The sequence below is a fragment of the Pseudonocardia sp. WMMC193 genome, assembly GCF_021728735.1.
Taxonomy (GTDB): Bacteria; Actinomycetota; Actinomycetes; order Mycobacteriales; family Pseudonocardiaceae; genus Pseudonocardia; species Pseudonocardia oroxyli.
On the sequence record NZ_JAKKDO010000003.1, the window covers coordinates 1,478,965 to 1,503,682 of the forward strand.

Genomic DNA, 24,718 nt, shown 5'->3' on the forward strand with positions numbered 1-24,718 from the left:
CCGAGATCTCAGCCGGAGATCTCGGTCGGGAACCGGGGTGAACCGTTCCGGCCGCGGACCCGTGTGGGTAGGTGAATCGCTCCCCGCGAAGAAGAGGTCTCCCCATGAGGGCACGTGGTCCCTTGCTGACTCTGCTGGCCGTGCTGGCCGTCGGCGCCGCCGTGTTCACCGTGAACGCGGTGCTCGTCGGCCCCGGCCCCGCCGCGCAGGTCCCCGCGCAGGTCGTCACCCCCGCCGCCCAGCAGGACCCCTACGGGGCGTCCGACGGCTACGGCGCGGCCCCCGCCGCCGATCCCTACGGCGCAGCACCCGCACCCGCACCCGCTCCCGAGCAGGCCCCGCAGCCCGCGCAGGCGGCTCAGGCGCCCGCGGCGCAGGCCGCCCCGGTGACCGGCGCCTTCGCCGGGCGGTCGGCCGGCAACGAGGTCACCCTCGCCATCGGGAGGGACGGCGACCGGGTCGTCGCCTACGTCTGCGACGGCAAGAAGATCGAGTCCTGGTTCCAGGGCACCACCACCGACGGGAAGCTGCAGCTCAGCGGCACGGACGGTGAGCTGGCCGCCGACACCACCGACACCGCGGTGCTCGGCACCGTGGCTGTCGGGGGGAAGAGCTGGCCCTTCTCGGCCCAGCTGAAGAAGGGCGTCGCCGCCCCCACCGACCGCGCCACCCTGTCCGAGCTCGGCTCCGCCTGAGGGAGAGGACACCCCCGATGACGCCCCCGCCGACCCCGCCGTCCCACCGCGCCGAGGATCTCCTCGCCGCGTCCCCCTACGACCCGCCGACGCACCCCGCGCTGCGGCCGGTGCAGCCGTACGGCCCCACCTACGACCCGGGCGCCTACGGCGAGCCGGACCTGCAGGCGACGACCGTGATCCCGCGCCAACACGGGCCCGCCGACGCCGACCCGCCCGCCGACCCGCCCGCCGAGCTGCTCGCCGATCCGCTCGCCAGCCCGGACGTCGCGCACGGCTGGGCCCGGGAGCAGGAGGCCTGGGACGACCCCGGCTGGGGTGCCCGCAGCTGGGATCGCGAGGACTACGACGACGAGTACCAGGACCATGACGACGAGTCCGACGAGCTGACCCAGGCTCCCGACAAGACCCCGGGACCCACACCCCGGCGGCTCGCCGCCCTGCTGGTCCCGGTCGCCGTCGGGATCGCGGTCTCGGTCGGCCTCGGGGTGTACGGCAGGCTGCACGAGGGCACCGGGTCGGCGCTGAACATCGCCGGCTTCTCCTCGGGCCTCGCGGCCAAGACCTGGCTGACCACGGCGGCGTTCGTCTTGGTCCTGGTCCAGCTGTGGACCTCGATGCGGATGTACGGGCGGCTCTCGCGCCGCGGCCCGGCGGGCCCGCGGACCGCCTTCGTGCACCGCTGGGCGGGCCGCGCCGCGGTGCTGCTGACCATCCCCGTGGCGGTCCACTGCCTCTACGCCCTCGGCTACGAGGACTCGAGCCTGCGGGTGCTGCTGCACTCGCTCGCGGGCTGCTTCTTCTACGGCGCCTTCACCGCGAAGATGCTGGTCTTACCCCGGCGCGACGCGCCCCGCTGGGCGCTGCCGGTGCTCGGCGGACTGGTGTTCGTGCTGTTCACCGCCCTGTTCCTGACGTCCTCGGTGTGGTTCTTCAGCACCCGGGGCCTGACGTTCTAGAGGACCACCCCATGACCTCCCCGCTGACCCGCCGCGCCGCGCTCGTCGGGACCTGCGCCGCAGGCTGTGCCGCGCTCGCCGGCTGCGCCACCTACAGCTCGACACCCCAGACCGCGCCCGCGCCCCAGCCCCAGAACCCGCCGCAGAACCCGGGCACCGCCGCGCCGCAGCCGGGCGCCGCGGCCGCCCCGCTCGTCCGCACCGCCGACGTGCCGGTCGGCGGCGGCGTGGTGATCGCCGCGCAGGAGATCGTGGTCACCCAGCCCACGGCCGGGCAGTACAAGGCCTTCTCGTCGGTGTGCACCCACCAGGGCTGCAACGTCAACGAGGTGACCGACGGCCAGATGATCTGCCCCTGCCACGGCAGCTACTTCGCGATCGCCGACGGCGCGGTCACCGACGGCCCGGCGCGCTCGCCGCTGCCGGAGAAGGCCATCACGGTGAGCGGGGACTCCATCACGCTCGCCTAGGAGCCCTGGGACCGACGTCACGACGGTCACGGCTGACCGTTGTCGCCGGGCCTCACTAGACTCCGACGAAACCCCGGGTGGCGACGACGCACCACGGCGCGCTCGCTCGCCGGGGCCGGTGAGGAGTAGCGAATGGGTGGGAGCGAGTCGCCGACCGACCAGGTCGACGAGGCGGAGCTCGGAGAGAACGCCCCGGAGCCCCCGGAGCACCTCGTCCTCGCCGCGGCCTTCCCCGAGCCCACCCGGGACCAGTGGGCGGCCGCGGTGGACGCCGTGGTCCGCAAGTCCGGTCGGATCGGCGAGGACGCCCCGCTCGGCGCCGGCGTCGAGAAGCTGGCCTGGGACACCGCGGACGGCCTGCACGTGCAGCCGCTCTACACCGCGGACGACGTGGCGAACGACGGGGCCGAGGCCCCCCGGTTCGCCCGCGAGGGCGAGCGGTGGGACGTCCGCCAGCACCACGCGGGCGAGTCCGGCTCGGCCGCGCGCGCCGCGATCCTGGCGGACCTGGAGAACGGCGTCACCTCGATCTGGCTGGCCGTCGGGGCGGGCGGGGTGCCCGTCGCCGAGCTCCCCGCCGTGCTCGACGAGGTGTACCTCGACCTCGCCCCGGTCGTGCTCGACGGCGGGTCCTCGGCCCTCGAGGCGGGCGAGGCGTTCCTGGCGCTCGCCGCCGACCGCGAGGTCCCCGCCGACACCCTGCTCGGCACGCTGGGCCTCGACCCGATCGGGCTGCGGGCCCGCGCGGGCACCGGCCCGGACGTCTCCTCGGTGGTCCCGCTCGCCGCGCGGGTCGCGGCCGAGTACCCCCTGGTCAAGGCCGTGGTCGTGGACGCGACACCGGTCCAGGAGGCCGGCGGCTCCGAGGCGCAGGAGCTGGGCTTCGCGCTCGCCTCGGGCGTCGCGTACCTGCGGGCGCTGACCGACGGCGGGCTCACCGTCGAGCAGGCCGCCCGGGTGCTCGAGTTCCGCTTCGCCGCCACCGCCGAGCAGTTCCCCACCATCGCGAAGCTCCGTGCGGCGCGTCGGCTGTGGGCCCGGGTGCTGGAGGCCTCCGGGATCGGTTCGGGTACGTCCGGGGTCCAGACGCAGCACGCCGTCGTCAGCCCGACCCTGTTCACCAAGCGCGACCCCTGGGTGAACATGCTGCGCGGCACCGTCGCGGGCTTCGCCGCGGGCATCGGGGGAGCGGACGCGGTCACCGTGCCGCCCTTCGACATCGCCCTCGGCGCCGCCGAGCCGTTCTCCCGGCGGATCGCGCGCAACACCCAGTCGCTGCTGATCGAGGAGTCGCACCTCGCGCGGGTGCTCGACCCGGCGGGCGGCTCCTGGTACGTCGAGCACCTGACCGCGGACCTCGCGCAGGCCGGGTGGGCCTTCTTCCAGGAGATCGAGGCCGCGGGCGGCGCCGTCGCGGCGCTGGACTCCGGGTTCGTCGCCTCCGCCGTCGAGGCCGTGCGCACCACGCGGGAGAAGGGGATCGCGACCCGGCGGACCCCGCTCACCGGCGTCTCCGAGTTCCCGAACCTGGACGAGAAGCCGGTCGTGCGGACCCCGCTGCCGGCGCCCGTGAAGCGCGGCGGACTCCCGCTGTACCGGCCCGCCGAGGCCTACGAGGAGTACCGCGACCGCTCGGACGCGGCGGGGGAGCGCCCGACGGCCTTCCTGGCCACCCTGGGCCCGCTCGCCGCGTACACCGCGCGGGCGGGGTTCGCCCGGAACCTGTTGCAGGCCGGGGGGATCGCGGACGTCGAGGCCGGACCGACCGAGTCCGCCGAGGACGTCGTGGCGGCCTACGGCGGCCAGCCCGTCGTCGTGCTGTGCTCCACCGACAGGCTCTACGCCGAGCGCGCCGCGGACACCGCGGCCGCGCTGCGGAAGGCGGGGGCGACGCGCATCCTGCTGGCGGGCCGGGGAGACGTCGACGGTGTGGACGGCTACCTCTACGCCGGGTGCGACGCCCTGGCCGTGATCGACGACGTGTGGAAGGCGTTCGCATGAGCATCCCCGACTTCACGAAGGTCGACCTCGGCTCCGGCGCGGGGGAGGTCCGCGCGTCGGGCGAGCCGTGGGAGTCCCCCGAGGGCATCCCGGTGCAGCGCCTCTACACCGGCGCGGACCTGGAGGGCGTCGACTTCCTGCGCACCTACCCGGGCATCACGCCCTACCTGCGCGGGCCGTACCCCACGATGTACGCCAGCCAGCCGTGGACCATCCGCCAGTACGCGGGCTTCTCCACCGCGACGGAGTCGAACGCCTTCTACCGCCGCAACCTCGCGGCCGGGCAGAAGGGCCTGTCCATCGCGTTCGACCTGGCCACGCACCGCGGCTACGACTCCGACCACCCGCGGGTCGGCGGGGACGTCGGCATGGCGGGCGTCGCGATCGACTCGATCTACGACATGCGCCAGCTGTTCGACGGCATCCCGCTGGACAAGATGTCGGTGTCGATGACCATGAACGGCGCGGTGCTCCCGGTGCTCGCGCTCTACGTCGTCGCGGCCGAGGAGCAGGGGGTGGCGCCGGAGCAGCTCGCGGGGACCATCCAGAACGACATCCTCAAGGAGTTCATGGTCCGCAACACCTACATCTACCCGCCGCAGCCGAGCATGAAGATCATCTCGGACATCTTCACCTACACCTCGCAGAAGATGCCGAAGTTCAACTCGATCTCCATCTCCGGTTACCACATCCAGGAGGCGGGGGCGACCAACGACCTGGAGCTCGCCTACACCTTGGCGGACGGCGTGGAGTACCTGCGCTCCGGCATCGACGCCGGCCTGGACGTCGACAGGTTCGCGCCGCGGCTGAGCTTCTTCTGGGCGATCGGCATGAACTTCTTCATGGAGGTCGCCAAGATGCGGGCCGCGCGCCTGCTCTGGTCGAAGCTGGTGAACGAGTTCGGGCCGAAGAACCCGAAGTCGCTGAGCCTGCGCACGCACTCGCAGACCTCGGGCTGGTCGCTGACCGCGCAGGACGTCTACAACAACGTGGTCCGCACCTGCGTCGAGGCCATGGCCGCGACCCAGGGACACACGCAGTCGCTGCACACCAACGCCCTGGACGAGGCGCTCGCGCTGCCCACGGACTTCTCCGCGCGCATCGCCCGCAACACCCAGCTGCTGCTGCAGCAGGAGTCCGGCACCACCAAGGTCATCGACCCGTGGGGCGGCTCCTACTACGTCGAGAAGCTGACCTACGACCTCGCGCGCCGGGCCTGGGGCCACATCCAGGAGGTCGAGAAGGCGGGCGGGATGGCACAGGCCATCGACGCCGGCATCCCGAAGCTGCGCGTCGAGGAGGCGGCGGCCCGCACCCAGGCCCGCATCGACTCCGGCCGCCAGCCGGTCATCGGCGTGAACAAGTACGTGGTGGACTCCGACGAGGTCATCGACGTCCTCAAGGTCGACAACGCACAGGTGCGGCGCGAGCAGATCGAGAAGCTCGAGCGGCTGCGCGCGGAGCGGGACGCCCGCGCGGTGGACTCGGCGCTGGAGAAGCTCACGAACTCGGCCGCGGCCATCGCGGAGGGCTCGGCGCGGGAGTTCGACCAGAACCTGCTCGCCCTCGCGGTGGACGCGGCGCGCGCCAAGGCCACCGTCGGCGAGATCTCCGACGCCCTGGAGAAGGTCTTCGGGCGACACTCCGGGCAGATCAGGATCATCTCAGGCGTGTACTCCGAGGAGGCCGGGGCCAGCCCGGCGATCGCCAGGGCCCGCGAGCTCGTGGGCGAGTTCGCCGAGGAGGAGGGCCGCCAGCCCCGCATCCTCGTCGCCAAGATGGGGCAGGACGGGCACGACCGCGGCCAGAAGGTGATCGCCACGGCGTTCGCCGACCTGGGCTTCGACGTCGACGTGGGCCCGCTGTTCCAGACCCCGGCCGAGGTCGCGCGGCAGGCCGTCGAGGCGGACGTGCACGTCGTCGGGGCCAGCTCGCTCGCCGCCGGGCACCTCACCCTGGTGCCCGAGCTGCGGGAGGAGCTGAAGAAGCTGGACCGCGAGGACATCATGATCGTCGTGGGTGGGGTGATCCCGCCCGCGGACGTCCCCGAGCTGATCGAGATGGGGGCGGCCGCGGTGTTCCCGCCCGGCACGGTCATCTCCGAGGCGGCGATCTCGCTGCTGGAGAAGCTGCGCGCTGCGCAAGATCCTGGGCAAAATGCCTCGTGAGGTCGACGTCGAGACCCTCGCCGAGGGGGTCCTCGACGGCAACCGGACGTTGCTGGCCAGGGCGATCACGCTCGTCGAGTCGGCCAAGCCGGCGCACCGGGCCCAGGCCCAGGAGCTGTTGCGGGAGCTGCAGCCGCACGCCGGGGGAGCGGTGCGGGTCGGCATCTCCGGGGTGCCGGGCGTCGGGAAGTCGACGTTCATCGAGGCCCTGGGCACCCGGCTGACCGGGCAGGGCCATCGGGTCGCGGTGCTCGCGGTCGACCCGTCGTCCACCCGGACGGGCGGGTCGATCCTGGGTGACAAGACCCGGATGGCCGCGCTGGCCGTGGACGACAACGCGTTCATCCGGCCGTCGCCGTCCGCGGGGACGCTCGGCGGGGTCGCCCGGCGGACCCGCGAGACCATGGTGCTGATGGAGGCCGCGGGGTACGACGTCGTGCTGGTCGAGACCGTCGGCGTCGGCCAGTCCGAGGTCACGGTCGCCGGGATGGTGGACACGTTCCTGTTCCTCACCATCGCCCGCACCGGCGACCAGCTGCAGGGGATCAAGAAGGGGATCCTGGAGCTGGCGGACGTCGTCGCGGTGAACAAGGCGGACGGGCCGCACGAGCAGGACGCCCGCGCCGCCGCCCGCGACCTGGCAGGCGCGCTGCACATGATGACCCCGCTGTCGGAGCACTGGCGCACCCCGGTCCTGTCCTGCTCCGCCCAGACCGGCATGGGGCTCGACAAGGTGTGGGGCAAGATCCTCGACCACCGGGCGACCCTGGACAAGCACGGCGAGCTGGCCTCGCGACGCGCGGACCAGCAAGTCGAGTGGATGTGGGCGATGATCCGCGAGCAGCTCCTGGACCGGCTGACCTCCGACCCGAAGGTGCGACAGCGCCTCCCCGAGCTCACGGCGGAGGTCCGCGAGGGCACCCAGACCCCCACGACGGCCGCCCTGGAGATCCTCGACCTCCTGTGAGTGGCGATAGTCGCTCTGGCGACTATCGCCACTCACGGGTTGATAACTCCCTGGTCGTGCCCGCGCGCCCGGACTGACAGCGGCTGCGCCAGGGCGCATGCTGGTCCCATGACGGATGTGGCCGGGCGGGAGACCGAGCGCGCGGAGGCGCGCCCGGACGCGCCCGAGCCGCAGCTCGACCCCGGCCCGGACGCGCCCACGGTGAAGCTGACCGCCGACGGGCGGCCCCGCCCGAGCGGCCTGCGCGGGGTCTGGCTGCTGCTCAAGCGGACCGCCGTGCGGGCCTGGGACGACAACATCTTCAGCGAGTCCGCCTCCGCGGCGTTCTGGCAGACCCTCTCCCTCCCGCCGCTGCTGCTGGGGCTGCTCGGCGCCCTCGGCTACATCGGGGACTGGTTCGGGCCGGACACGATCAACCTCGCCCAACGCCAGCTCGTCGCAGGCGCCTCCATCGTGTTCAGCGACAACGCGGTCGACGAGATCATCGCGCCCACCATCGAGCAGCTGCTCACCACCGGCCGCGGGGAGCTCGTCTCGCTCGGCTTCGTCATCTCGCTGTGGTCCGGCTCGTCCGCGATGTCCTCGTTCGTCGACGCGATCACCCGCGCGCACGACCAGTACGGCGTCCGCAACCCCGTGTGGCAGCGGATCCTCGCGCTGCTGATGTACATCGTGGGGCTGGTCGGCGGGATCGTGTCGCTGCCGCTGCTCGCGCTGGGCCCCGACCGGCTGCCGAAGCTGCTGCCCGCGTCCTGGCAGGACACGGCGATCCAGCTGATCGGCTGGCTGTACTACCCGGTGCTCGGGGTCGGGCTGATCCTCGCGCTGACCACGCTCTACAAGCTCGCGCTGCCCGCCAAGCCGCCGTGGTACCGGGGGCTGCCCGGCGCGGTGCTCGCCGCCGTCGTGTTCCTGGTCGGGGCCACCGGGCTGCGCGTCTACATCAACTGGCTGCTCGGGACCGGGTACACCTACGGCGCGCTCGCCGCGCCCATCGCCTTCCTGCTGGCCACCTTCTTCATCGGCATGGCGATCGTGGTCGGTGCGCACTTCAACGCGTCCATCCAGCACTTCTGGCCCAAACGGCTCAAGGACCGCCGGGGCACCGTCCCCCAGCCGCACCTGGGGTGAGGGTGTCCGCCGCGCGGACGTGCCGCGGCGGGGCCTCGCCGCAGTAGGCTCCGCCGGTGGGCTGGTTGCGCCGGCACGACCCGGGTCTGGTCGCGGTGCGGCGGGCCGCGCGCGTCACGATCGTCGCGTGCCTCGGCTTCTACCTGAGCCGCTACGTCCTCGACAACGCCGTGATGGCCACGTACGCGCTGTTCGGCGCGGTCGCCCTCGGGATCCTGTCCCAGATCACCGGCGACCGGGCGCGGCGCCTGCGGACCCTGGCCCTGATGCTGCCCGTCGGCTCGGTGCTCATCACCCTCGGCACGCTGCTGTCCGTGCACCTCGCCACGGCCACCCTCGGGATGCTCGTGCTCGGGTTCGCCGTGAGCTTCGTGGGGGTCGGCGGGTCACGGCTGGTCGGGATCGCGGCGGGCAGCCAGCTGCTCTACATCCTGCCGTCCTTCCCGCCCTACGATCCCGGGTCGCTGGGCTGGCGGCTCCTCGGGTTCGTGCTGGCGGTGGCGCTGCTGGCCCTCGCCGAGGTGCTGCTGTGGCCGGAGCCCGATCCCCGGCCCTACCGGGACCGGCTGCGGGCGGCGGTCGCGTCCCTCGCCGTGTGCCTGGACGCCGTGGCGGACGACTGGGCGGGCGGCGGGCGGGACCGGCTGGCCGCGGCGCTGCCCGCCGCGCTGGACGCGTCGGAGGAGCTGCGGCCGTCGCGGCTCCCGCCGGGACAGACACCCGCCTCGGCGAGCCGACGCGACCGGGCGCTCACCATCGCCGCCGCCACCACCCGCCTGCTCATCGGGCGGGCCGCGGACCTCACCCGCCGCGACGAGCGGACCGGGCCCGACCTGCCCGCGGCGACCGCACTGCTGCGCGAGGTCGCGGGCTGTGTCGCGGCCGCGGGCGCCTGGCTCGGCGGCACCGGGCCACTGCCGGACACCGACCGGATGACCGCCGCGCTCACCGGGTTCCGGGCGGTCCGGTCGGCCACCTCGCCCGACGGCCTCCCAGTCGAGAACCTCCGGCTGGGCTCGACCGCGCTGATGCTCGCGGAGTGGGCGACCTCGCTGGTCACGGCCCTGCGGATCGCGGCGGGCGCCCCCGTCCCGCCGGACCGCACGCCCCCCGAGGCCCGGCCCGGGCTGTTCTGGTTCGCCCACGAGAGCGAACCGGCGCTCTACTGGCGGCGGGTGCGCGGGCACCTCACCCCACGGTCGGTGTTCTTCCAGGGCGCGCTGCGGCTCGCGCTGGCGCTCGCCGCGGCCCGGTTCCTCGCCGGGTTCTTCGACCTGTCCCACGGGTTCTGGGTGCTGCTCACGATCCTCACCGTGCTGCGCACCACGGCCGCCGAGACCCGCTCGACGCTGCGCCCGGCCATCATCGGCACCACGTGCGGGGCGCTGCTCGCGGCCGCGATCCTCGTGGTGGGGTTCCCGCCGCTGGTCTACGCCGTGGTGCTGCCGGTCGTAATGGTCGTCGGGTTCTCGGCGGGGCCGCTGCTCGGCGCGGGAGCGGCCCAGGCGCTGTTCACCCTGGTCATCTCGATGGTGTTCGCCCAGCTCAGTCCCGCCGACTGGCACCTGGCCGAGGCCCGGCTGCTGGACGTCGCCGTCGGTGCGGTCGTCGGCATCGCCGCCGGGCTCGTGGCCTGGCCGCGCGGCGGATCGGGGGAGCTGCACCGGTCGGTGGCGGAGTTCCTGGCGGACGCGGCGGGCGTCGTGCGGGAGACCGTGCGGGTGGTGGCCGAGGGGGCGCGGCCCGGGGACGCGCTGCCGCGCGCCCGCCGGACCGGCCTGCTCGCCGAGACGACCTACGCCCTCTACGCCGCCGAGAGGCACCCCAAGCAGGGGATCGTCGACTGGCAGGCGACGCTCTCCGCGGGCCACCACGCCGTGCGCGGCGCGGAGACGCTGGTCCGGGACTGCCCGACGGGCCGGTTGCTCAGCTGCGTGGGCCCGCTCGACCAGGCGGCGGCGGACGTCGCGGCCCGCTTCGAGCACGTCGCGCTCGGCCTGGCGCGTCGAGACCGCACCGCGCTCACGGCCCCCACGCTGCCCCCGCCGGTGCTGGACTGGCCGACCGACCTCGGACCGGACCTGTTCCACCTCTCCGACCTGCGGGTCTGGCTCGACGGCCTGCGCGGCGACCTCAGCCGCGTGACCGACGCACCGCCGCTCGGAGCGCCTGCTGCAACAGCGTCGCCTCCGCGGGCACCGTCAGCCACGTGAACCCGAGCTCCCGGTAGCGCGGCGCCCACTCGGGATCGCCGCAGAACACCCCGACGGGGAGGTCGGTCGCGCCGGTGATCCCGCGCAGCAGGTCGCGGTACCCGGGGTCGTCCAGGGGCGGCACCGCGCCGCGTCCCGAGCTCAACGACAGGTCCGAGGGCCCGACGAACAGGGCGTCGACGCCGGGGACCGCGGCGATCGCGTCCAGGTCGGCGACGGCCGCCATGGTCTCGATCATGATCACGCAGCCGCCGGGGGCGAGCACGTCCCGGCCGGTCCACCCCACGCGGGACGGCCCGAAGCTGCGGGTGCCCGCGGGCGGGTAGGCACACGCCGCGGCCGCGGCGGCCGCCTCCGTGGCCGAGTCCACCAGCGGCACGATCACCCCGGCCGCGCCCCGGTCGAGCGCCTGGGCGATGGGCTGCGGAGCGTTGTGCGACACCCGGACCAGCGCGGGCGTCTCGCCGCACGCCTGGAGCAGGGGTAGGAGATCACCGAGCACGCCGTGCTGGGCGTCGAGACAGACGAGGTCCACCCCCGATCGCGCCACCATCTCCACCGTCGCGGCCGCTCCGACCGCACACCACCCGACGATCGCCCCGGCGCCAATCTCCACCCCCGAGTCCTACCCCGCGCGGCCCGGCCTCGCGAGTCCTCGGCTCCGTGCGCGCGAGGTCTGACGCGTGGGCGGCCCAAGCACCGCTGAGTGACGCTTGGGACGCCCGAGCGTCGGCGGCTGACGCTTGGGACGCCCAAGCGCCGGTAAGTGACGCTTGGGACGCCCAAGCGCCGGTGAGTGACGCTTGGGCCGCCCGAGCGTCGGCGGCTGACGCTTGGGACGCCCAAGCACCGCTGAGCGACGCTTGGGACGCCCAAGCGTCGGCGAGCCCGGACGCGCGAGTCGCCGGGCACGGCGTGGTGGCCCGGATGTGGAGCCGCGGCGGCATAGGGTCACCCGGTGCTCGGGGTCAGTCACGCCACGTCCGGAGCGGCCCTCGGGCTGGTGATCGCGGGGCTGGCGCCGCAGACCGTCGGGATGACGCCGACGGCGGGCGGCATCCTCACGTTCGCCGGGGTCACGGCGGGTGCCGCGCTCCTGCCGGACCTCGACCATCCCAGCTCGACCGCGACCCGCCGGTTCTCGTGGGCCTCCTGGCTCGCGGCCCACGCCGTGCGCCCGCTGTCCGCGCTGGTCTTCCGGCTGACGCGCGGGCCCCGCGACAGCGGCCGCGGCACGCACCGCGGCCTCACCCACACCCTCGCCGGCGCGCTCCTGCTGGGCGGCGCAGTGGCCGCGGCGAGCGCGCGGTGGGGGACCCCGGTCACGGTCGGGGTGCTGTTCGTCTGCCTGGCGCTCGCGATCAAGGGGCTCGACGGCCTCGTCCCCGGTCCGCCGTCGCTGGTCATCGCCGCGGGTCTGACCTGGGCCGCGGAGACCGCCCTCGCGGGCGGGACGGCCGGGACGGCGGGCTGGCTCGGTCTCGCGGTCGGGCTGGGGATGCTCGTGCACTCACTCGGCGACGCGGTGACCGAGTCCGGCGCACCGCTGCTCTGGCCGCTGCCGATCCGCGGCAGGCACTGGTACCCGGTCGGGAGCCCGCGCTCACTCCGGTTCCGCGCGGGCGGTCGCGTCGAGACGCTGCTGGTGGCCCCGGTGCTGACCGCCGCCACCCTCGCGCTGACCGTGTGGGTGGTCCCGGGCGCGCTGGAGGTGCTGCTCGACCTGCGCGACCGGCTCACCGCACTCGGATCCATGATCGGCACGCCCCCGGCCGGAGGGGCATGATGGAGCCGTGAGCGAGTGGGAGCTGCCGGACCGGCCCGTCATCGGGATCCTGCACCCGGGCGCGATGGGCGCCGCGATCGGTTCGGCGCTCAAACCCCGCGCCGGCGCGGTGATCTGGGCCGCGGCCGACCGTTCGCAGGCCACGTCGAAGCGCGCCGAGCTGGCCGACCTGGTCGCCGTCCCGGACGTCGCCGAGCTCGCCCGCCGCGCCCACGTCGTCATCTCGATCTGCCCGCCCGGCGCGGCACGCGAGGTCGCGGAGCAGGTCGCGGCCGCCGTCGAGGGGCAGCCGCGGCGCCCGCTCTACGTCGACGCCAACGCCGTGTCGCCCGCCACCGTCTCCGGGATGGCCGAGCTCTTCCCGGACGACGGCCTGGTCGACGGCGCCGTCATCGGCCCGCCCGCCTGGGAGCGGGGGACGACCGTGCTCTGGCTGTCCGGGCCGCACGCGCCCCTGGTCGAGGCCCTGTTCGCGGGGACCCCGTTCGGGGCCCGCCACCTGGGGCCGGAGCTGGGCCGGGCGAGCGCGCTCAAGGCGTGCTTCGCGTTGCAGAGCAAGGCGCTGTCGGCGATCTGGCTGGCGCTGGACGAGGCCGCCCGCGCCCTCGACGTGGACGAGGCGCTGCGCGAGGAGCTCGCCCGGACCGGGGTGGACTACCCCGCCCGGCTCGGGGCCGCGTCGCGGGTCGCCAAGGAGAAGGGCTGGCGCTGGGTCGCGGAGATGGAGGAGGCGGCCGACACCCTGCTCGCCGCGGGCGTCCCCGACGGCTTCTCACGAGCGGCGGCGGAGATGTACCGCCGGGCGTGAGCGGAGCGCGGACTCGCGGGTCCGGAACGGGGGACTCGCGGGTCAGCTGGGGCCGAAGCGTTCGACGCGGATGCGGCTCGCGTCCACGCCTGCGGACTGGAGGAGGTCCGTCGCGTGGTCGCAGAAGGGCGGGGTGCCGCAGACGTAGACCGTCTGGTCCGGGGTCAGCAGGCCCGCGAGGTCCTCGGCGACCAGGCGGCCCGCGGCGCGGCCGTAGCCCGGCGGGGTCTGGCGCGTGTAGGCGACGGTGACCTCGGGGCCGCTGAGCTCGTCCGCGTAGTAGAGGTCCGCGGGGCGGCGGGCGGAGACCAGCAGCCGGAACGGCGCGGTCGTCTGCTCCCGGGACAGGCGCAGCATCGACATCAGCGGCACCACGCCCGACCCGCCCGCGACACCGAGCGCGGGCGTCGACCCGTCCCACGCGAACCAGCCGCCGATCGGCCCCCGGACCTCCAGCTCGTCGCCGACCTCGACGACGTCGTGCAGGAAGCCCGAGACCTCGCCGCCCGGCAGCAGCTCCACGGTGAGGTCGATCGTGTCCGACCCGGGTACCGAGGCGACCGAGTAGTCCCGGGAGGCGGTGTAGCCGTCGTCCGCGGTCAGGCGCAGCACGTAGTACTGCCCGGCGACGTGCGCGGAGACCGTCGGCAGCCGCAGGCGCAGCGTCTTGGCGGACGGGGTCTCCCGACGGACGTCGACCACGGTCGCGGTCTGCCAGCTCGGCACCTCAGTCCCCCTGGTAGCGCTGCTCGAGCCAGGGGTCGCCGCGGTCGTGGTAGCCGTTGCGCTCCCAGAACCCCTGCTCGTCCTCGGCCATGATCCGCAGGCCCGAGACCCACTTGGCGGACTTCCAGAAGTACAGGTGCGGCACCAGCAGCCGCGCCGGGCCGCCGTGTTCGGGGGTGAGCGGCGCCCCGTCGGCGTCCCAGACCACCCACGCCTTCCCGTCGGTGACGTCCTCCAGCGGCAGGTTGGTGGTGTAGCCGGTGTGCGAGGTCGCCATCACGTAGGCGGCGTCCGGGTCGAGCTCGACCGACTCGAGGAGGGTGTCCACGGAGACGCCGTCGAAGGTCGTGTCGAAGCGCGACCAGGTGGTGACGCAGTGGATCGCGCCCTCGTAGCGGGAGCGCGGCAGGGCCTGGATCTGGTCCCACGTCCATGTCGCGGGCTCGGCGACGAGGCCCTCGATCGTGAACGTCCAGCGGTCGGTGTGCAGCCGAGGGGTGGGCTCGGCGTTCAGCACCGGCCAGTCCCGGCCGGAGTCGTACTGCCCCGGGGGCAGGCGGGGATCCCGGTCCTTGCGCCGACCGGTGAAACCACGGGTGATGGCCATGGCTCCATCATGCCGGGTCGGTGCGGACGCCGGGGAGCCTGCGGTCCAGGGCGAGCGCGCCGAAGCCCAACCCGAGGAACAGCACCGCCACCACCACGCAGTTGATCGCGACCCGGCCGTACCCGAGGGCGACGACGTCCACGAACGGATACGGGTACCAGGCGATGACGGCACCCCGCACCAGGGTGAACGCGAGCCACGCGACGGGATAGACGGCGGTGAGCAGCACGACGCGCACGCTCGTCAGCCCGCGCGGCCCGAACAACAGCCACCCGAGCACCGCCAGCACCGGGGTGACCATGTGACACAGCACCGTGGCGACCTCGTGGATGCCGGTCAGGTGCACGAGGGGGGCCAGCACCAGGTTGTAGACGATCCCGGTCACGGCGATCGCGACCGCGGCGTCGAGCACGAGCACCCGCCAGAGCGTGGAGGTCCGCTCGGGCCGGATGGCGAGCGCGACGTGCACGACTCCCACGAGCAGGTTCGACAGGATCGTGAAGTAGGCGAAGACGTTGGCCACCTGGGCGCCGCGCGTCGGGAACGTGGGGGTCAGCGCGGGCCCCGCCGTGGCGGTGCCGATCAGCTGGACGAGCACGCCGAGCAGCGCGACGGCGGCGACGAGCCCGAACCAGGGCCGCGCCAGGGGGAGATACCGAGCCACCTGCGAAACGTAGTGCGCGGGCTGCGCGCGCGGCGATAACGATCACTGCGCGATCAGGTGACGGTCCGGCTCGTCCCCTTTCGGTCGGTCTGGGCGGACGCAGCGTCACGGCCGGGTCACCCGATCGCCGGAAGCCGGACACGGAGCGCGAACGTCATCCCGGTGGAACCGCTGCGACACAGGTTCGTAACGAGACGTGGGGACCGTGCGACTCGAAAACGCCCCCCGGACACCCCGGCGCCCCGCAGAGGGAGAGCAATGACCCCGGCCGACGACTACGACATCGGATTCACCGGTGCGCGATTCGGCGGTGCGCCACGCAAGCGCCGCAAGAAGAAGAAGGACGACCAGGCCGTCGCCGAGGTGGACACGGCCGCCATCCCCGTCGTGGACGCCGAGCCCGCGGCCGCTGCCGAGCCCGCCGTGCCGCAGGAGCCCGCGGGCTTCCACGAGGTCCCGGACGTCGGCTACACCGGCGCCCGGTTCGGCGGGTCGTCGCGGCGGCGCCGGGACAAGGAGGCCCACCCGGAGCCGATCCGGGTGCTCCCCGAGCCGGCCGCGGCCGTCGTGGAGGAACCGGTCTACGAGGAGTTCGACGACTCCGGCCGCTCCCTGGCCGTGCGCCCGTACTTCTACACCAAGGGCCGCACCCGGTCGCGCTACGAGCTGGCGATCGAGACGCTGGTGTCCACACAGGCCGGGGCGCTGACCCGACCCGAGCTCGTCGAGCACCGGGTGGTCCTCGACCTGTGCCGCGAGCCGAAGTCGGTCGCCGAGGTGGGGGCGCTGCTGGGGATCCCCCTCGGCGTCGCCCGGGTCGTCGTCGGCGACCTGGCGGTGACGGGTGCGCTCGAGGTGCACAGCACCGTGGCGGCCGAGGGCCCGGACGTGGCGCTGATGGAGCGGGTGCTGGCGGGGCTGCGCAGGCTCTGACCGAACGGCCGGGCCCTCGGGCGGCGGGCCCGGCCGATCTGTGGCACAACTCGTGCATGAGCGAGTTCCTGCCCCCGCCCGTCCCGACCGTCGCGGCCCCCTTCCACACCCCGGAGCGCGCGAAGCTGCAGGAGCAGGCCAGGGCGTTCGCGACCGAGCGGGTGCTGCCGGTGGCCGACGAGCTGGACAAGGTCAAGGGCGAGATCCCGCGCGACCTGCTCGACGAGATGGGCGCCCTCGGCTACTTCGGCATCACCGTGGACCGCGAGTTCGGCGGCCTGGGCCTCGGCGCCTTCGAGTACTGCCTGATCGCCGAGGAGCTGGCGCGCGGCTGGATGAGCGTCGGGAGCATCATCGCCCGCGCCCAGGGCGCGGGCACCGGGGTGGCCGACCCGGACCGGCGTGCGGAGCTGTTGCGCCGCAGCGCCGCGGGCACCTGGATCGGGGCCATCGCCCTCTCCGAACCGGACGCCGGGTCCGACCTCGCCGCCGTCGCCACCCGGGCGGAGCGGGACGGCGACGACTTCGTGATCACCGGCCGCAAGCGCTGGATCGGCAACGCCAAGGCGGCGGACTTCCTCCAGGTGCTCGTCCGCACGGCCGACCCGGAGCCGGGGGAGAAGCGCTCCGCGGGGCTGGCGACGCTCGTCGTGGAGAAGGAGCGGGGGACCTTCCCGGACGGGCTCACCGGCAGACCGATCGACAAGATCGGCTACCACGGCTTCGTCACCTGGGACCTGGAGTTCGACGGGGTGCGCGTCCCGGCGGCGAACCTGCTGGGGGAGCAGGGGTTCTCCGACGCGCAGCGGTGGCTGAACATCGCCCGCGTGCACACCGCCGCGCGCGCCGTGGGTCTCGCGCGCGGCGCCGTCGAGGACTGCATCGTCTACCTGCAGCAGCGCGAACAGTTCGACCACCCGATCGGAGACTTCCAGGCCGTGCGCTTCAAGCTGGCCGCGATGGCGGCCCGCGTGGAGCAGGCGCGGTCGTTCTACCAGCACGTCGCGCACCGCCTGGACCAGGGCGAACCGTGCGAACGGGAGGCGGCGATGGTGAAGCTGCTGGCCACCGAGATGGCCGCGGAGGTGACCGGCGACGGCATCCAGCTGCACGGCGGGAACGGCTACACCACCGAGCACCGGGTGGAGCGCTACTGGCGGGACGCCCGCCTGACCACGATCTTCGAAGGCACCAGCGAGATCCAGCAGAAGATCATCGCCGACCGGCTGCTGCCCCGCAGCCCCCTGGGCTGAGCGAAGGCGCCGCGCACCCGGGCGGTCATCGGACCAGGCCCGTGCGGAACGCCAGGACCACCGCCTGCACGCGGTCTCGGGAGCCGGTCTTGGCGAGGATGTGGCCGACGTGCGTCTTGACCGTGGCCTCGGAGACCACGTGCTCGGCGGCGATCTCGGCGTTGGTGAGGCCCTGCCCGATGAGGGTCAGCACGTCCCGTTCGCGGGGCGTCAGGTCGGCGAGTCGGGCGGGCTCGGCCGTGCGGTCGAGCAGGGGCGCGGCCTGGCGGAGCAGCCGCCGGGTGGAGGCGGGATCCACGACGGCGTCACCGCGGTGGACGGTCCGCACCGCCTCCACCAGGTACTCCGGCGTGACGTCCTTGAGCAGGAACCCGCTGGCCCCGGCGGCGATCGCGGCCGTCACGGCGCTGTCGAGGTCGTAGGTGGTGAGCACGACGACCTTCACCTCGGGGTGCGCGGCCACCACGCGCCGGGTCGCCTCGATGCCGTCGACGCGGGGCATCCGGACGTCCATCAGCACCAGGTCGGCGGGGGTGCGGGCGAGCGCGGGCAGCACCTCGTCGCCGTCGGACGCCTCGGCGACGACCTCGATGTCCGGCTGCGCCCCGAGCACCATGCCGAACCCGGCGCGGACGAGGTCCTGGTCGTCGGCCAGGCAGATCCTGATCATGCGGGCAGCCGCACGTGCACGCGGAACCCGCCCTCGGGCCGCGGACCGGCCTCGACCTCACCGCCGTGGGCCGCGACCCGCTCCCGCATCCCGGCCAGCCCGTGCCCGCCCAGGGTGCCCTCGGTCCCCAGCACGGGCCCCGCGGGCCCGTCGTCGGTCACCTCCACCTCCAGGTGGTCGGGCTGCCAGGTCAGCGCGACGGTGGCCCGCGCCTCGCGGCCCGCGTGCTTGACGGTGTTCGTGAGCGCCTCCTGCACGGCGCGGTACACGGTGAGCCCGAGGCCCGCCGGGACGGCCCGGGCGGTCCCGGTCGTCCGCAGCCGCGCGCCCGCGTCCTCGACCAGGCCGGGGACGGCGTCCAGCCCGGGCTGTGGCGGTGCCCCCTCGGCCTGCCGGTCGTGCAGCAGGCCCAGGAGCGCCCGGACGTCCGCGAGCGCGCCGCGCCCCGTCTGCGCGATCGTCTCGAGCACCCGGGTGGCCTGCGCGGTCCGGCCCGCGCCCGCGGCGATCCGGCCGCCGTCCGCCTGCACGACGATCACCGAGAGCGAGTGGGCGATGATGTCGTGCATCTCCCGCGAGATCCGGGCCCGCTCGGCGAGGACGGCGAGCCGTTCGCGCTGCTCCTGCTCGGTCTCCAGCAGCATCGCCCGTTCCTGCAGGTGCACGACCTCGCGGCGACCCAGCCGACGCAGCGCCCCGCCGAGCCACGCCGTCGCCGACGCGAGGGCCGCCCCGACGACCAGCAGGAGGAAGACCCCCCACCGCTGGTCCCCGAGCCCGCGGAGCAGCCAGGTCACGCCGACTCCCGCCCCGCCCAGCACCGCGATCCCCGCCGCGAGCAGCCCGGAGCGCCGCGGCCCCCACGCCGCGAGCGAGTAGATCGTCGCGACCACCGCCGGGGTGATCGCGATGGCGACCAGGCCGAACCCGATCGTCGCGAGCCCACAGGCCAGCACGACGAGCGCGCCCACCATCGGCCTGGTCCGGCGGAGCACGAGCGACGCACCGCCCACCGACGCCACCACGATCTCCGCGGGCCCCAGGCCGCGGGTCGAGAGCAGCCCCACCGCGATCACGGCGGCGGCGATCACCGCATCGGGCACCAGCGGGTGGGCGCGGAGCCAGTCCGCCGCCCGCTCGGCCGCCGTCACGCCGTCACCGCGGCCCGCCGCGGGCGGACGACCGCCTCCGGGAGGGTGTGCAGCACCCACTCGACCGGCCCGCGCCGGTGCCGCCACAGCAGAGCGGCCACCAGGATCACGGCGGCGAAGACGACGGTGGCGACGAAGCCGGTCGAGGGCCGGCCGTTCCAGCCGGGGGCCAGGCCGTCGAGCAGCGCGATCGCGACGATGTGCAGCACGTACACCGAGGCGGCGAGGCGCCCGACCGCGGACAGCGGGACGAGCACCCGGGACGGGAGCGCGCACGCCCCCGCGATGATCATCGCCGCCACACCCGCCGAGCCTAGGATCTCGAAGGTCGTCCCGCTGTGCGGGGTCGCGACCAGCAGGAAAGCCGGGGTGATCGTGCCGGTCGTGCCCAGCGCGCCCTGCTCCAGCACCGCGGTGAGCTGGTCGACGGGCACCCCGGTCTGCGCCGCGATCGGCGCGAGGGCGGCGCGGATCGCGGCGCGCCCGCCCAGGACGTCGAGCGCGAGCCGGGAGCCGCCGTACCCCGCGACGGCGGCGCCCAGCCCGGCCACCGCGACCCGGATGCGGACCGCCGCGGACCGCAGGTCCAGCCGCCCGATCGCGAGCCCGGCCAGCACGAACGGCACCCAGGTCAGGACCGGGTAGGCGCCGGTCAGCAGCAACCGGACGGCGGCGTCCCCGGCCGCACCCCAGGACGTCAGGTCCCCGGGGGAGACCGACCCTCCTGCGGTGTCGCTCGGGAACGTGCTGCGCAGCAGGAACGACGCCGCAGGCGCGACGACCGCCCAGGCCAGTGCCGTGAGCAGCAGGCTCCGCGGCCGCCACCGCAGCGCGGGCAGGGCCAGCACGAACAGCAGCGCGTAGGTGCAGAGGATCACCATCGGGCCGGTCGAGACGGCCGCCAGCCCGAGGCCGAGCGCGAACAGGAGCGCCGACCGCACCGCGATCCGGCCGCGGGCCCGCGGGGTGACCCGCGCGTCCGGCCCGCCGGTCGCCAGCGCGAGCGACACCCCGGCCAGCACCCCGAACAGGATCGCCGACCGCCCGGCGGCCACCGTGAACGGCACGGTCCCCGCCGCCGCGACCGCGACGTGCGTCAGCACCATGCCCAGCACGGCGAGCCCCCGCGCGGCGTCGACCCCGTTCACCCGTTCCGCCATGCCCTCGACCCTGGCGGACCGCCCGGGCCCCCACATCGGGCCGCGGGTGGAGATCGTCCTCCACCCGCGGTCGCAGCCCGGGGGCGCTAGTCCCCGAACCCCGTGATCCACACGACCGCCTCGCCCGCCTCGTCGGACGCGGCGAGGTCCACCTCGGCGGTGATCGCCCAGTCATGGTCGTCCTCGGGGTCGTCGATGACCTGCCGGACGAGCCAGCGCTCCGGCTCCTCGACGATGTCGATCATCTTGGGGCCGCGGGCGTCCGGGCCGATCCCGATGCCGCCGTAGCCGTGCAGCTCGAAGAAGGGCGCGAACGCCGCGCGCCAGCGGTCGGCGGGCCAGCCCGCGGCGCCGTCGAGCTCGCCGAGCAGGTCCCAGCGGTTGAGCGAGGCCAGCTCCACGCGCCGGAACAGCGCGTTCCGCACCAGCACCCGGAAGGCCCGCGCGTTGCCCGTGACCCCCCGAGGCGTGGCGTCGACGGTCGGGGGTGCCGTCTCGTCGGACACCCCGCCACCCGCGGCGAGCTCCGACCACTCGTCGAGCAGGGAGGAGTCCACCTGCCGCACCAGCTCGCCGAGCCACTCGATCAGGTCGGTGAGCTCCTCGGTGTGCGCGGCGGCGGGCACGGTCTGGCGCAGCGCCCGGTAGCAGTCCGCCAGGTAGCGCAGCACCAACCCCTCCGAGCGGGCCAGCTGGTAGAAGCCGACGTACTCGTGGAAGGTCATCGCCCGCTCGGACATGTCCCGGACCACGGACTTCGGCGAGAGCTGGGCGTCCTCGACCCACGGCGAGCCCTGCCGGTAGGTCTCCAGCGCCGCGGTCAACAGCTCGTCGAGCGGCTTCGGGTAGGTGACGTCCTCCAGGAGCGCCATCCGCTCCTCGTACTCGATGCCCTCGGCCTTCATCGCGGCGACCGCCTCGCCCTTGGCCTTGTTGAGCTGGGCGTGCAGGACCTGGCGCGGGTCGTCCAGCGTCGCCTCGACCACCGAGACGACGTCCAGGGCGTAGTCCGGGGACTCCTTGTCCAGCAGGTCGAACGCCGCCAGCGCGAAGGGGGAGAGGGGCTGGTTCAGCGCGAAGTCGAGCTGCAGGTCGCCGACGACCCGGATGGTGCGGCCCTCCGCGTCCGGCTCGTCGAGCTTCTCGACGATGCCCGCCTTCAGCAGCGCCCGGTAGATCTGGATGGCGCGCAGGATGTGCCTGCGCTGTCGCGGCCGCGGCTCGTGGTTGTCCTCGAGCAGGTGCCGCATCGCCGCGAACGCGTCCCCCGGCCGGGAGATCACGTTCAGCAGCATGGCGAACGTGACCTGGAAGTGGCTGGTCAGCGGCTCGGGCTGGGCGGTCTGCAGCTTCTCGTACGAGGTCTGCGACCAGCCGACGAACCCCTCCGGCGCCTGCACCCGGACCACCCGGCGCCGCTTCTTGACGTCGTCGCCCGCCTTGGCCAGCCGCCGGGCGTTCTCGATCTCGTGCTCCGGCGCCTCCGCGACGACCGTGCCGATGGTGTCGTACCCGGCGCGGCCCGCCCGCCCCGCGATCTGGTGGAACTCGCGCGCCTTGAGCGGCCGCGTGCGCGTGCCGTCGTACTTCGACAACGCCGTGAACAGCACCGTCCGGATCGGCACGTTGATCCCGACGCCGAGGGTGTCCGTCCCGCAGATGATCTTGAGCAGTCCGGCCTGGGCCAGGGTCTCCACCAGCCGTCGGTAGCGGGGGAGCATGCCGGCGTGGTGCACCCCGATGCCGTGGCGCACCAGCCGCGACAGGGTCTTGCCGAAGCCCGCGGTGAACCGGAAGTTCCCGATCAGCTCGGCGATCGCCGCCTTCTCCTCCTTCGTCGTCACGTTGACCGACATCAGGGACTGGGCGCGCTCGACGGCGGACTGCTGCGTGAAGTGCACGATGTACACCGGCGCCTGCTGCCCCTTCAGCAGGTCGTCGATCGTCTCGTGCATCGGCGTGACGACGTACTCGTAGAACAGCGGCACCGGCCGCTCCACCGAGGTGATCTCCACGGTGTCCCGCCCGGTGCGCCGGGTCAGATCCTCCTTGAAGAAGGTCGTGTCCCCGAGCGTGGCGCTCATCAGCAGGAACTGCGCCTGCGGCAGCTCGACCAGCGGCACCTGCCACGCCCACCCGCGCGACGGGTCGGCGTAGAAGTGGAACTCGTCCATCACCACGGACCCGACGTCCGCCCGCGCGCCCTGACGCAGCGCGATGTTGGCCAGGATCTCCGCGGTGCAGCAGATGATCTCCGCGCCCTCGTTGACCGCGGCGTCCCCGGTGAGCATGCCGACCTTCTCCGGGCCGAACACGTCGATCAGCGCGAAGAACTTCTCGCTGACCAGCGCCTTGATCGGCGCGGTGTAGAAGGTGCGGGCGCCGCGGGCGAGCGCGGCGGCGTGGGCCGCGATGGCGACGAGCGACTTCCCGGAGCCGGTCGGCGTGGACAGGATGACGTTCCCGCCGGTCGCGATCTCCAGCAGCGCCTCCTCCTGCGCCGGGTACAGCGACAGGCCCCGTTCCTCGAAGGCCCAGTCCGCGAACGTCTCGACCAGGGCGTCGGGGTCGTCACCGGGGGGCAGGCGGTCCGTGAGCAGGGAGGAGGTCATGATGCACCGATTGTCCACCACCCGCCGCATCCGACGGCCGGCTGGGCGCGTGAGCGCCACCGTACGGCCGAAAGGGTGACAGACCGGAGGTCAGGCGGGTTACCGTGAGGACGTGACCAGGCGGGGTGCGGGCAGCGGCATGCCCTCCGCCATTCCCTCCGTCGTCTCGCCGATGCTCCCGTCCCAGGGCGACCTGCCCGAGCGCGGCCGCGCGGACTGGGCGGTGGAGTTCGCGTGGGCCGGGTTCCGCTGCGTCGCCTACGCCGAGCCGGACCGCGTGCGGCTGCTGTCCTCCACCGCCCGCAACGTCACCCCCAGTTTCCCGGAGCTGGCGGTGCTCCGCGAGCGGGCGCCCGGCGCCGGGATGGTGCTGGACGGCGTGGTCGTCGCCCTGGACGACGCGGGCCGCCCCTCCCGGCTGCCCCTGATGCGCCGCACCGCCACCATCGCCCCCAGCGAGGGCCTGCTGGACCGGGTGCCGATCGGGTTCGTGGTCACCGACCTGCTCTGGCTCGACGGCCGCTCGCTGCTCCGCAGCCCCTACCACCAGCGCCGCGCGCTGCTGGAGGAGCTGGAGATCGGTGGGCCGCCCGTGCTCGTGCCGCCGAGCCACCCGGCGGACGAGGCCGAGTTCGTGATGGAGGCCGCCGAGCGCTACGGGCTCGACGGGCTGCACCTCAAGCGGGTCGACGCGTCCTACAAGTCCGGCCGCCGCACGAAGGACTGGCTGCGGGTCCCGCTGCGACGCAGCCGCCCCGTCGTCGTCGGCGGGTGGCTGCCCGCGGACGGCCGGGGGCGGATCGCGGCGCTGCTGCTCGGCATCCCGGAGTCCCCCGGCGGGCCGCTGCGCTACGTCGGGCGGGTCGGGGTCGGCTCGAACCAGGCGCGCCGGGAGATCGCCGGCCTGATCCGCACCATGAACGCCCGGACCTCGCCGTTCGCGGCCGAGGGGCCCGGTGCGGTGCCGGGCCCGGTCGCCGCGGGCGCCCGTTGGCTGCGGCCCGAGCTCGTCGGCCGGGCGGAGTACCAGGGCTGGACGCGCGGTGCCCACCTCCGGCTGCCGGTCTGGGGCGGGCTCGTCGAGCCGGACGAGATCGAGCCGGACGAGTGGGACGGCACCCCCTGGCACCAGGAGCAGGCCCCCGCCGCCGAGGAGCGCGAGGTCTTCGGGCCCGGGCTCGACCCCCCGCCCGCGGCCCCGGCCGCCCCCACCGGACCCACCGGACCCACAGCACCCACCGCGCCCACCCCGCCGCCCGCCCCGTTCGCGGCGAGCTCGCTGAACCGCAGCCTCGAGCAGCACTTCGTCTACAACACGTTCAACACCATCGCCTCGATCATGCGGACGGACGCGGGGAAGGCCCGCGAGCTGCTGCTCGGGTTCGCCGACCTCTCGCGGACGGCGGACCGGGTCGGCAGCCCCGCGATCCCGCTGTCCGAGGAGCTGGCCGCGGTCCGCGCCTACCTCGACATCGAGAAGGCGCGTTTCGGGCGCAGGCTCGACGCGGTCCTGGAGGTCGCCCCCGGCGTGGCCGAGGTCGAGGTGGCGCCGCTGCAGATCCTCGCCGTCGTCCGGGAGACGGTGCAGCGGTCGATCGAGCAGCGCCCGGAGGGCGGCAGGCTCCTGGTCACGGTGGTCCCGGCGGGGGGCGGGGCCGTGGTCGAGGTGGTGGACGAGGGGCACACGTCGACCCGCGTGGTGCTCCCGGCACCCAGCGCCACGACTGTGTGAACGGCGTGTGAA

21 protein-coding genes are annotated in these 24,718 nt (G+C 74.2%); 13 read left to right on the top strand and 8 right to left on the bottom strand.

The features are described from left to right. Positions 1 to 122 precede the first annotated feature (122 nt). The 8 genes from L3X23_RS08495 to L3X23_RS08530 all read left to right on the top strand — a co-directional run bounded on the left by L3X23_RS08495 (position 123) and on the right by L3X23_RS08530 (position 10,604). Positions 123 to 695: a hypothetical protein gene (locus L3X23_RS08495; RefSeq protein WP_237191554.1), complete on the top strand. Its 573-nt coding sequence runs from the start codon at positions 123 to 125 to the stop codon at positions 693 to 695. 17 nt (positions 696 to 712) lie between these two features. After that, positions 713 to 1,654 (top strand): DUF6529 family protein, encoded by a 942-nt coding sequence (locus L3X23_RS08500; RefSeq protein WP_237191555.1) that lies wholly within the window; start codon positions 713 to 715, stop codon positions 1,652 to 1,654. 11 nt (positions 1,655 to 1,665) lie between these two features. After that, positions 1,666 to 2,124, top strand: a complete 459-nt coding sequence (locus L3X23_RS08505) for a Rieske (2Fe-2S) protein (protein ID WP_237191556.1) — start codon at positions 1,666 to 1,668, stop codon at positions 2,122 to 2,124. Between the two features lie 132 nt (positions 2,125 to 2,256). Continuing rightward, positions 2,257 to 4,125: a methylmalonyl-CoA mutase family protein gene (locus L3X23_RS08510; protein ID WP_237191557.1), complete on the top strand. Its 1,869-nt coding sequence runs from the start codon at positions 2,257 to 2,259 to the stop codon at positions 4,123 to 4,125. After that, complete coding sequence (scpA, locus tag L3X23_RS08515; RefSeq protein ID WP_237191558.1) at positions 4,122 to 6,293, top strand: methylmalonyl-CoA mutase; 2,172 nt, start codon at positions 4,122 to 4,124, stop codon at positions 6,291 to 6,293. Before L3X23_RS08510 ends, scpA begins: the two co-directional genes overlap by 4 nt. Then, positions 6,283 to 7,260, top strand: coding sequence for a methylmalonyl Co-A mutase-associated GTPase MeaB (gene meaB, locus L3X23_RS08520; RefSeq protein WP_237191559.1), 978 nt, complete (start codon positions 6,283 to 6,285; stop codon positions 7,258 to 7,260). The genes scpA and meaB overlap by 11 nt, the downstream gene beginning before the upstream one ends. A gap of 108 nt (positions 7,261 to 7,368) precedes the next feature. After that, positions 7,369 to 8,391 (top strand): YihY/virulence factor BrkB family protein, encoded by a 1,023-nt coding sequence (locus L3X23_RS08525; protein ID WP_093074804.1) that lies wholly within the window; start codon positions 7,369 to 7,371, stop codon positions 8,389 to 8,391. Between the two features lie 56 nt (positions 8,392 to 8,447). Then, positions 8,448 to 10,604 carry an FUSC family protein gene (locus L3X23_RS08530; RefSeq protein WP_237191560.1) on the top strand — a complete coding sequence of 719 codons (2,157 nt, stop codon included), beginning with the start codon at positions 8,448 to 8,450 and terminating at the stop codon, positions 10,602 to 10,604. Here L3X23_RS08530 and L3X23_RS08535 read toward each other — a convergent pair. Further along, complete coding sequence (locus L3X23_RS08535) at positions 10,525 to 11,220, bottom strand: HpcH/HpaI aldolase/citrate lyase family protein (protein ID WP_237191561.1); 696 nt, start codon at positions 11,218 to 11,220, stop codon at positions 10,525 to 10,527. The genes L3X23_RS08530 and L3X23_RS08535 overlap by 80 nt on opposite strands. 342 nt (positions 11,221 to 11,562) lie before the next feature. On the opposite strand from L3X23_RS08535, the gene L3X23_RS08540 reads away from it, so the two are divergent. After that, the gene (locus L3X23_RS08540; RefSeq protein ID WP_237191562.1) at positions 11,563 to 12,390 is read left to right on the top strand and encodes a metal-dependent hydrolase; all 828 of its coding nucleotides are present in this window, start codon (positions 11,563 to 11,565) and stop codon (positions 12,388 to 12,390) included. A gap of 7 nt (positions 12,391 to 12,397) precedes the next feature. Next, positions 12,398 to 13,198 (top strand): NAD(P)-dependent oxidoreductase, encoded by an 801-nt coding sequence (locus L3X23_RS08545; RefSeq protein WP_237191563.1) that lies wholly within the window; start codon positions 12,398 to 12,400, stop codon positions 13,196 to 13,198. A 42-nt stretch (positions 13,199 to 13,240) separates the two neighbouring features. On the opposite strand, the gene L3X23_RS36075 is transcribed toward L3X23_RS08545, so the two are convergent. Genes L3X23_RS36075 through L3X23_RS08560 form a run of 3 tightly spaced genes read right to left on the bottom strand, consistent with a single transcriptional unit; the run spans position 13,241 to position 15,195 of the window. Then, positions 13,241 to 13,924: a ferredoxin reductase gene (locus L3X23_RS36075; RefSeq protein WP_237191564.1), complete on the bottom strand. Its 684-nt coding sequence runs from the start codon at positions 13,922 to 13,924 to the stop codon at positions 13,241 to 13,243. Between the two features lies 1 nt (position 13,925). Next, positions 13,926 to 14,531 carry a sulfite oxidase-like oxidoreductase gene (locus L3X23_RS08555; protein ID WP_093074786.1) on the bottom strand — a complete coding sequence of 202 codons (606 nt, stop codon included), beginning with the start codon at positions 14,529 to 14,531 and terminating at the stop codon, positions 13,926 to 13,928. Positions 14,532 to 14,538: 7 nt separating this feature from the next. Next, positions 14,539 to 15,195 carry a Pr6Pr family membrane protein gene (locus L3X23_RS08560; RefSeq protein WP_237191565.1) on the bottom strand — a complete coding sequence of 219 codons (657 nt, stop codon included), beginning with the start codon at positions 15,193 to 15,195 and terminating at the stop codon, positions 14,539 to 14,541. 258 nt (positions 15,196 to 15,453) lie between these two features. On the opposite strand from L3X23_RS08560, the gene L3X23_RS08565 reads away from it, so the two are divergent. Then, positions 15,454 to 16,128, top strand: a complete 675-nt coding sequence (locus tag L3X23_RS08565; protein ID WP_237191566.1) for a DUF742 domain-containing protein — start codon at positions 15,454 to 15,456, stop codon at positions 16,126 to 16,128. A gap of 56 nt (positions 16,129 to 16,184) precedes the next feature. Then, positions 16,185 to 17,381 carry an acyl-CoA dehydrogenase family protein gene (locus L3X23_RS08570; protein WP_093074780.1) on the top strand — a complete coding sequence of 399 codons (1,197 nt, stop codon included), beginning with the start codon at positions 16,185 to 16,187 and terminating at the stop codon, positions 17,379 to 17,381. A 25-nt stretch (positions 17,382 to 17,406) separates the two neighbouring features. Here L3X23_RS08570 and L3X23_RS08575 read toward each other — a convergent pair whose 3' ends face one another. From L3X23_RS08575 to L3X23_RS08590, 4 genes are all read right to left on the bottom strand, one after another. Beyond that, complete coding sequence (locus L3X23_RS08575; RefSeq protein WP_237191567.1) at positions 17,407 to 18,051, bottom strand: response regulator transcription factor; 645 nt, start codon at positions 18,049 to 18,051, stop codon at positions 17,407 to 17,409. Beyond that, positions 18,048 to 19,202 carry a sensor histidine kinase gene (locus L3X23_RS36080; RefSeq protein ID WP_237191568.1) on the bottom strand — a complete coding sequence of 385 codons (1,155 nt, stop codon included), beginning with the start codon at positions 19,200 to 19,202 and terminating at the stop codon, positions 18,048 to 18,050. The genes L3X23_RS08575 and L3X23_RS36080 overlap by 4 nt, the downstream gene beginning before the upstream one ends. Then, on the bottom strand, positions 19,199 to 20,362 hold the full coding sequence (locus L3X23_RS08585; RefSeq protein WP_237191569.1) for a DUF418 domain-containing protein: 1,164 nt from the start codon (positions 20,360 to 20,362) through the stop codon (positions 19,199 to 19,201). Before L3X23_RS08585 ends, L3X23_RS36080 begins: the two co-directional genes overlap by 4 nt. 86 nt (positions 20,363 to 20,448) lie before the next feature. Continuing rightward, a complete protein-coding gene (locus tag L3X23_RS08590; RefSeq protein ID WP_237191570.1) occupies positions 20,449 to 22,974 on the bottom strand; it encodes an RNA helicase in 2,526 nt (841 codons plus the stop codon). 112 nt (positions 22,975 to 23,086) lie between these two features. On the opposite strand from L3X23_RS08590, the gene L3X23_RS08595 reads away from it, so the two are divergent. Further along, entirely contained in the window at positions 23,087 to 24,706 is a 1,620-nt protein-coding gene (locus tag L3X23_RS08595) for a histidine kinase (protein WP_237191571.1), read from the top strand. Positions 24,707 to 24,718 lie beyond the last annotated feature (12 nt).

Excerpts from the sequence above, each read along its gene's own strand:
- L3X23_RS08500 (WP_237191555.1), top strand. The coding sequence starts at position 713 with ATGACGCCCCCGCCGACCCCGCCGTCCCACCGCGCCGAGGATCTCCTC.
- L3X23_RS08505 (WP_237191556.1), top strand. The coding sequence starts at position 1,666 with ATGACCTCCCCGCTGACCCGCCGCGCCGCGCTCGTCGGGACCTGCGCC.
- L3X23_RS08510 (WP_237191557.1), top strand. The coding sequence starts at position 2,257 with ATGGGTGGGAGCGAGTCGCCGACCGACCAGGTCGACGAGGCGGAGCTC.
- scpA (WP_237191558.1), top strand. The coding sequence starts at position 4,122 with ATGAGCATCCCCGACTTCACGAAGGTCGACCTCGGCTCCGGCGCGGGG.
- meaB (WP_237191559.1), top strand. The coding sequence starts at position 6,283 with ATGCCTCGTGAGGTCGACGTCGAGACCCTCGCCGAGGGGGTCCTCGAC.
- L3X23_RS08525 (WP_093074804.1), top strand. The coding sequence starts at position 7,369 with ATGACGGATGTGGCCGGGCGGGAGACCGAGCGCGCGGAGGCGCGCCCG.
- L3X23_RS08555 (WP_093074786.1), bottom strand. The coding sequence starts at position 14,531 with ATGGCCATCACCCGTGGTTTCACCGGTCGGCGCAAGGACCGGGATCCC.
- L3X23_RS08565 (WP_237191566.1), top strand. The coding sequence starts at position 15,454 with ATGACCCCGGCCGACGACTACGACATCGGATTCACCGGTGCGCGATTC.
- L3X23_RS08570 (WP_093074780.1), top strand. The coding sequence starts at position 16,185 with ATGAGCGAGTTCCTGCCCCCGCCCGTCCCGACCGTCGCGGCCCCCTTC.
- L3X23_RS08575 (WP_237191567.1), bottom strand. The coding sequence starts at position 18,051 with ATGATCAGGATCTGCCTGGCCGACGACCAGGACCTCGTCCGCGCCGGG.
- L3X23_RS08585 (WP_237191569.1), bottom strand. The coding sequence starts at position 20,362 with ATGGCGGAACGGGTGAACGGGGTCGACGCCGCGCGGGGGCTCGCCGTG.
- L3X23_RS08590 (WP_237191570.1), bottom strand. The coding sequence starts at position 22,974 with ATGACCTCCTCCCTGCTCACGGACCGCCTGCCCCCCGGTGACGACCCC.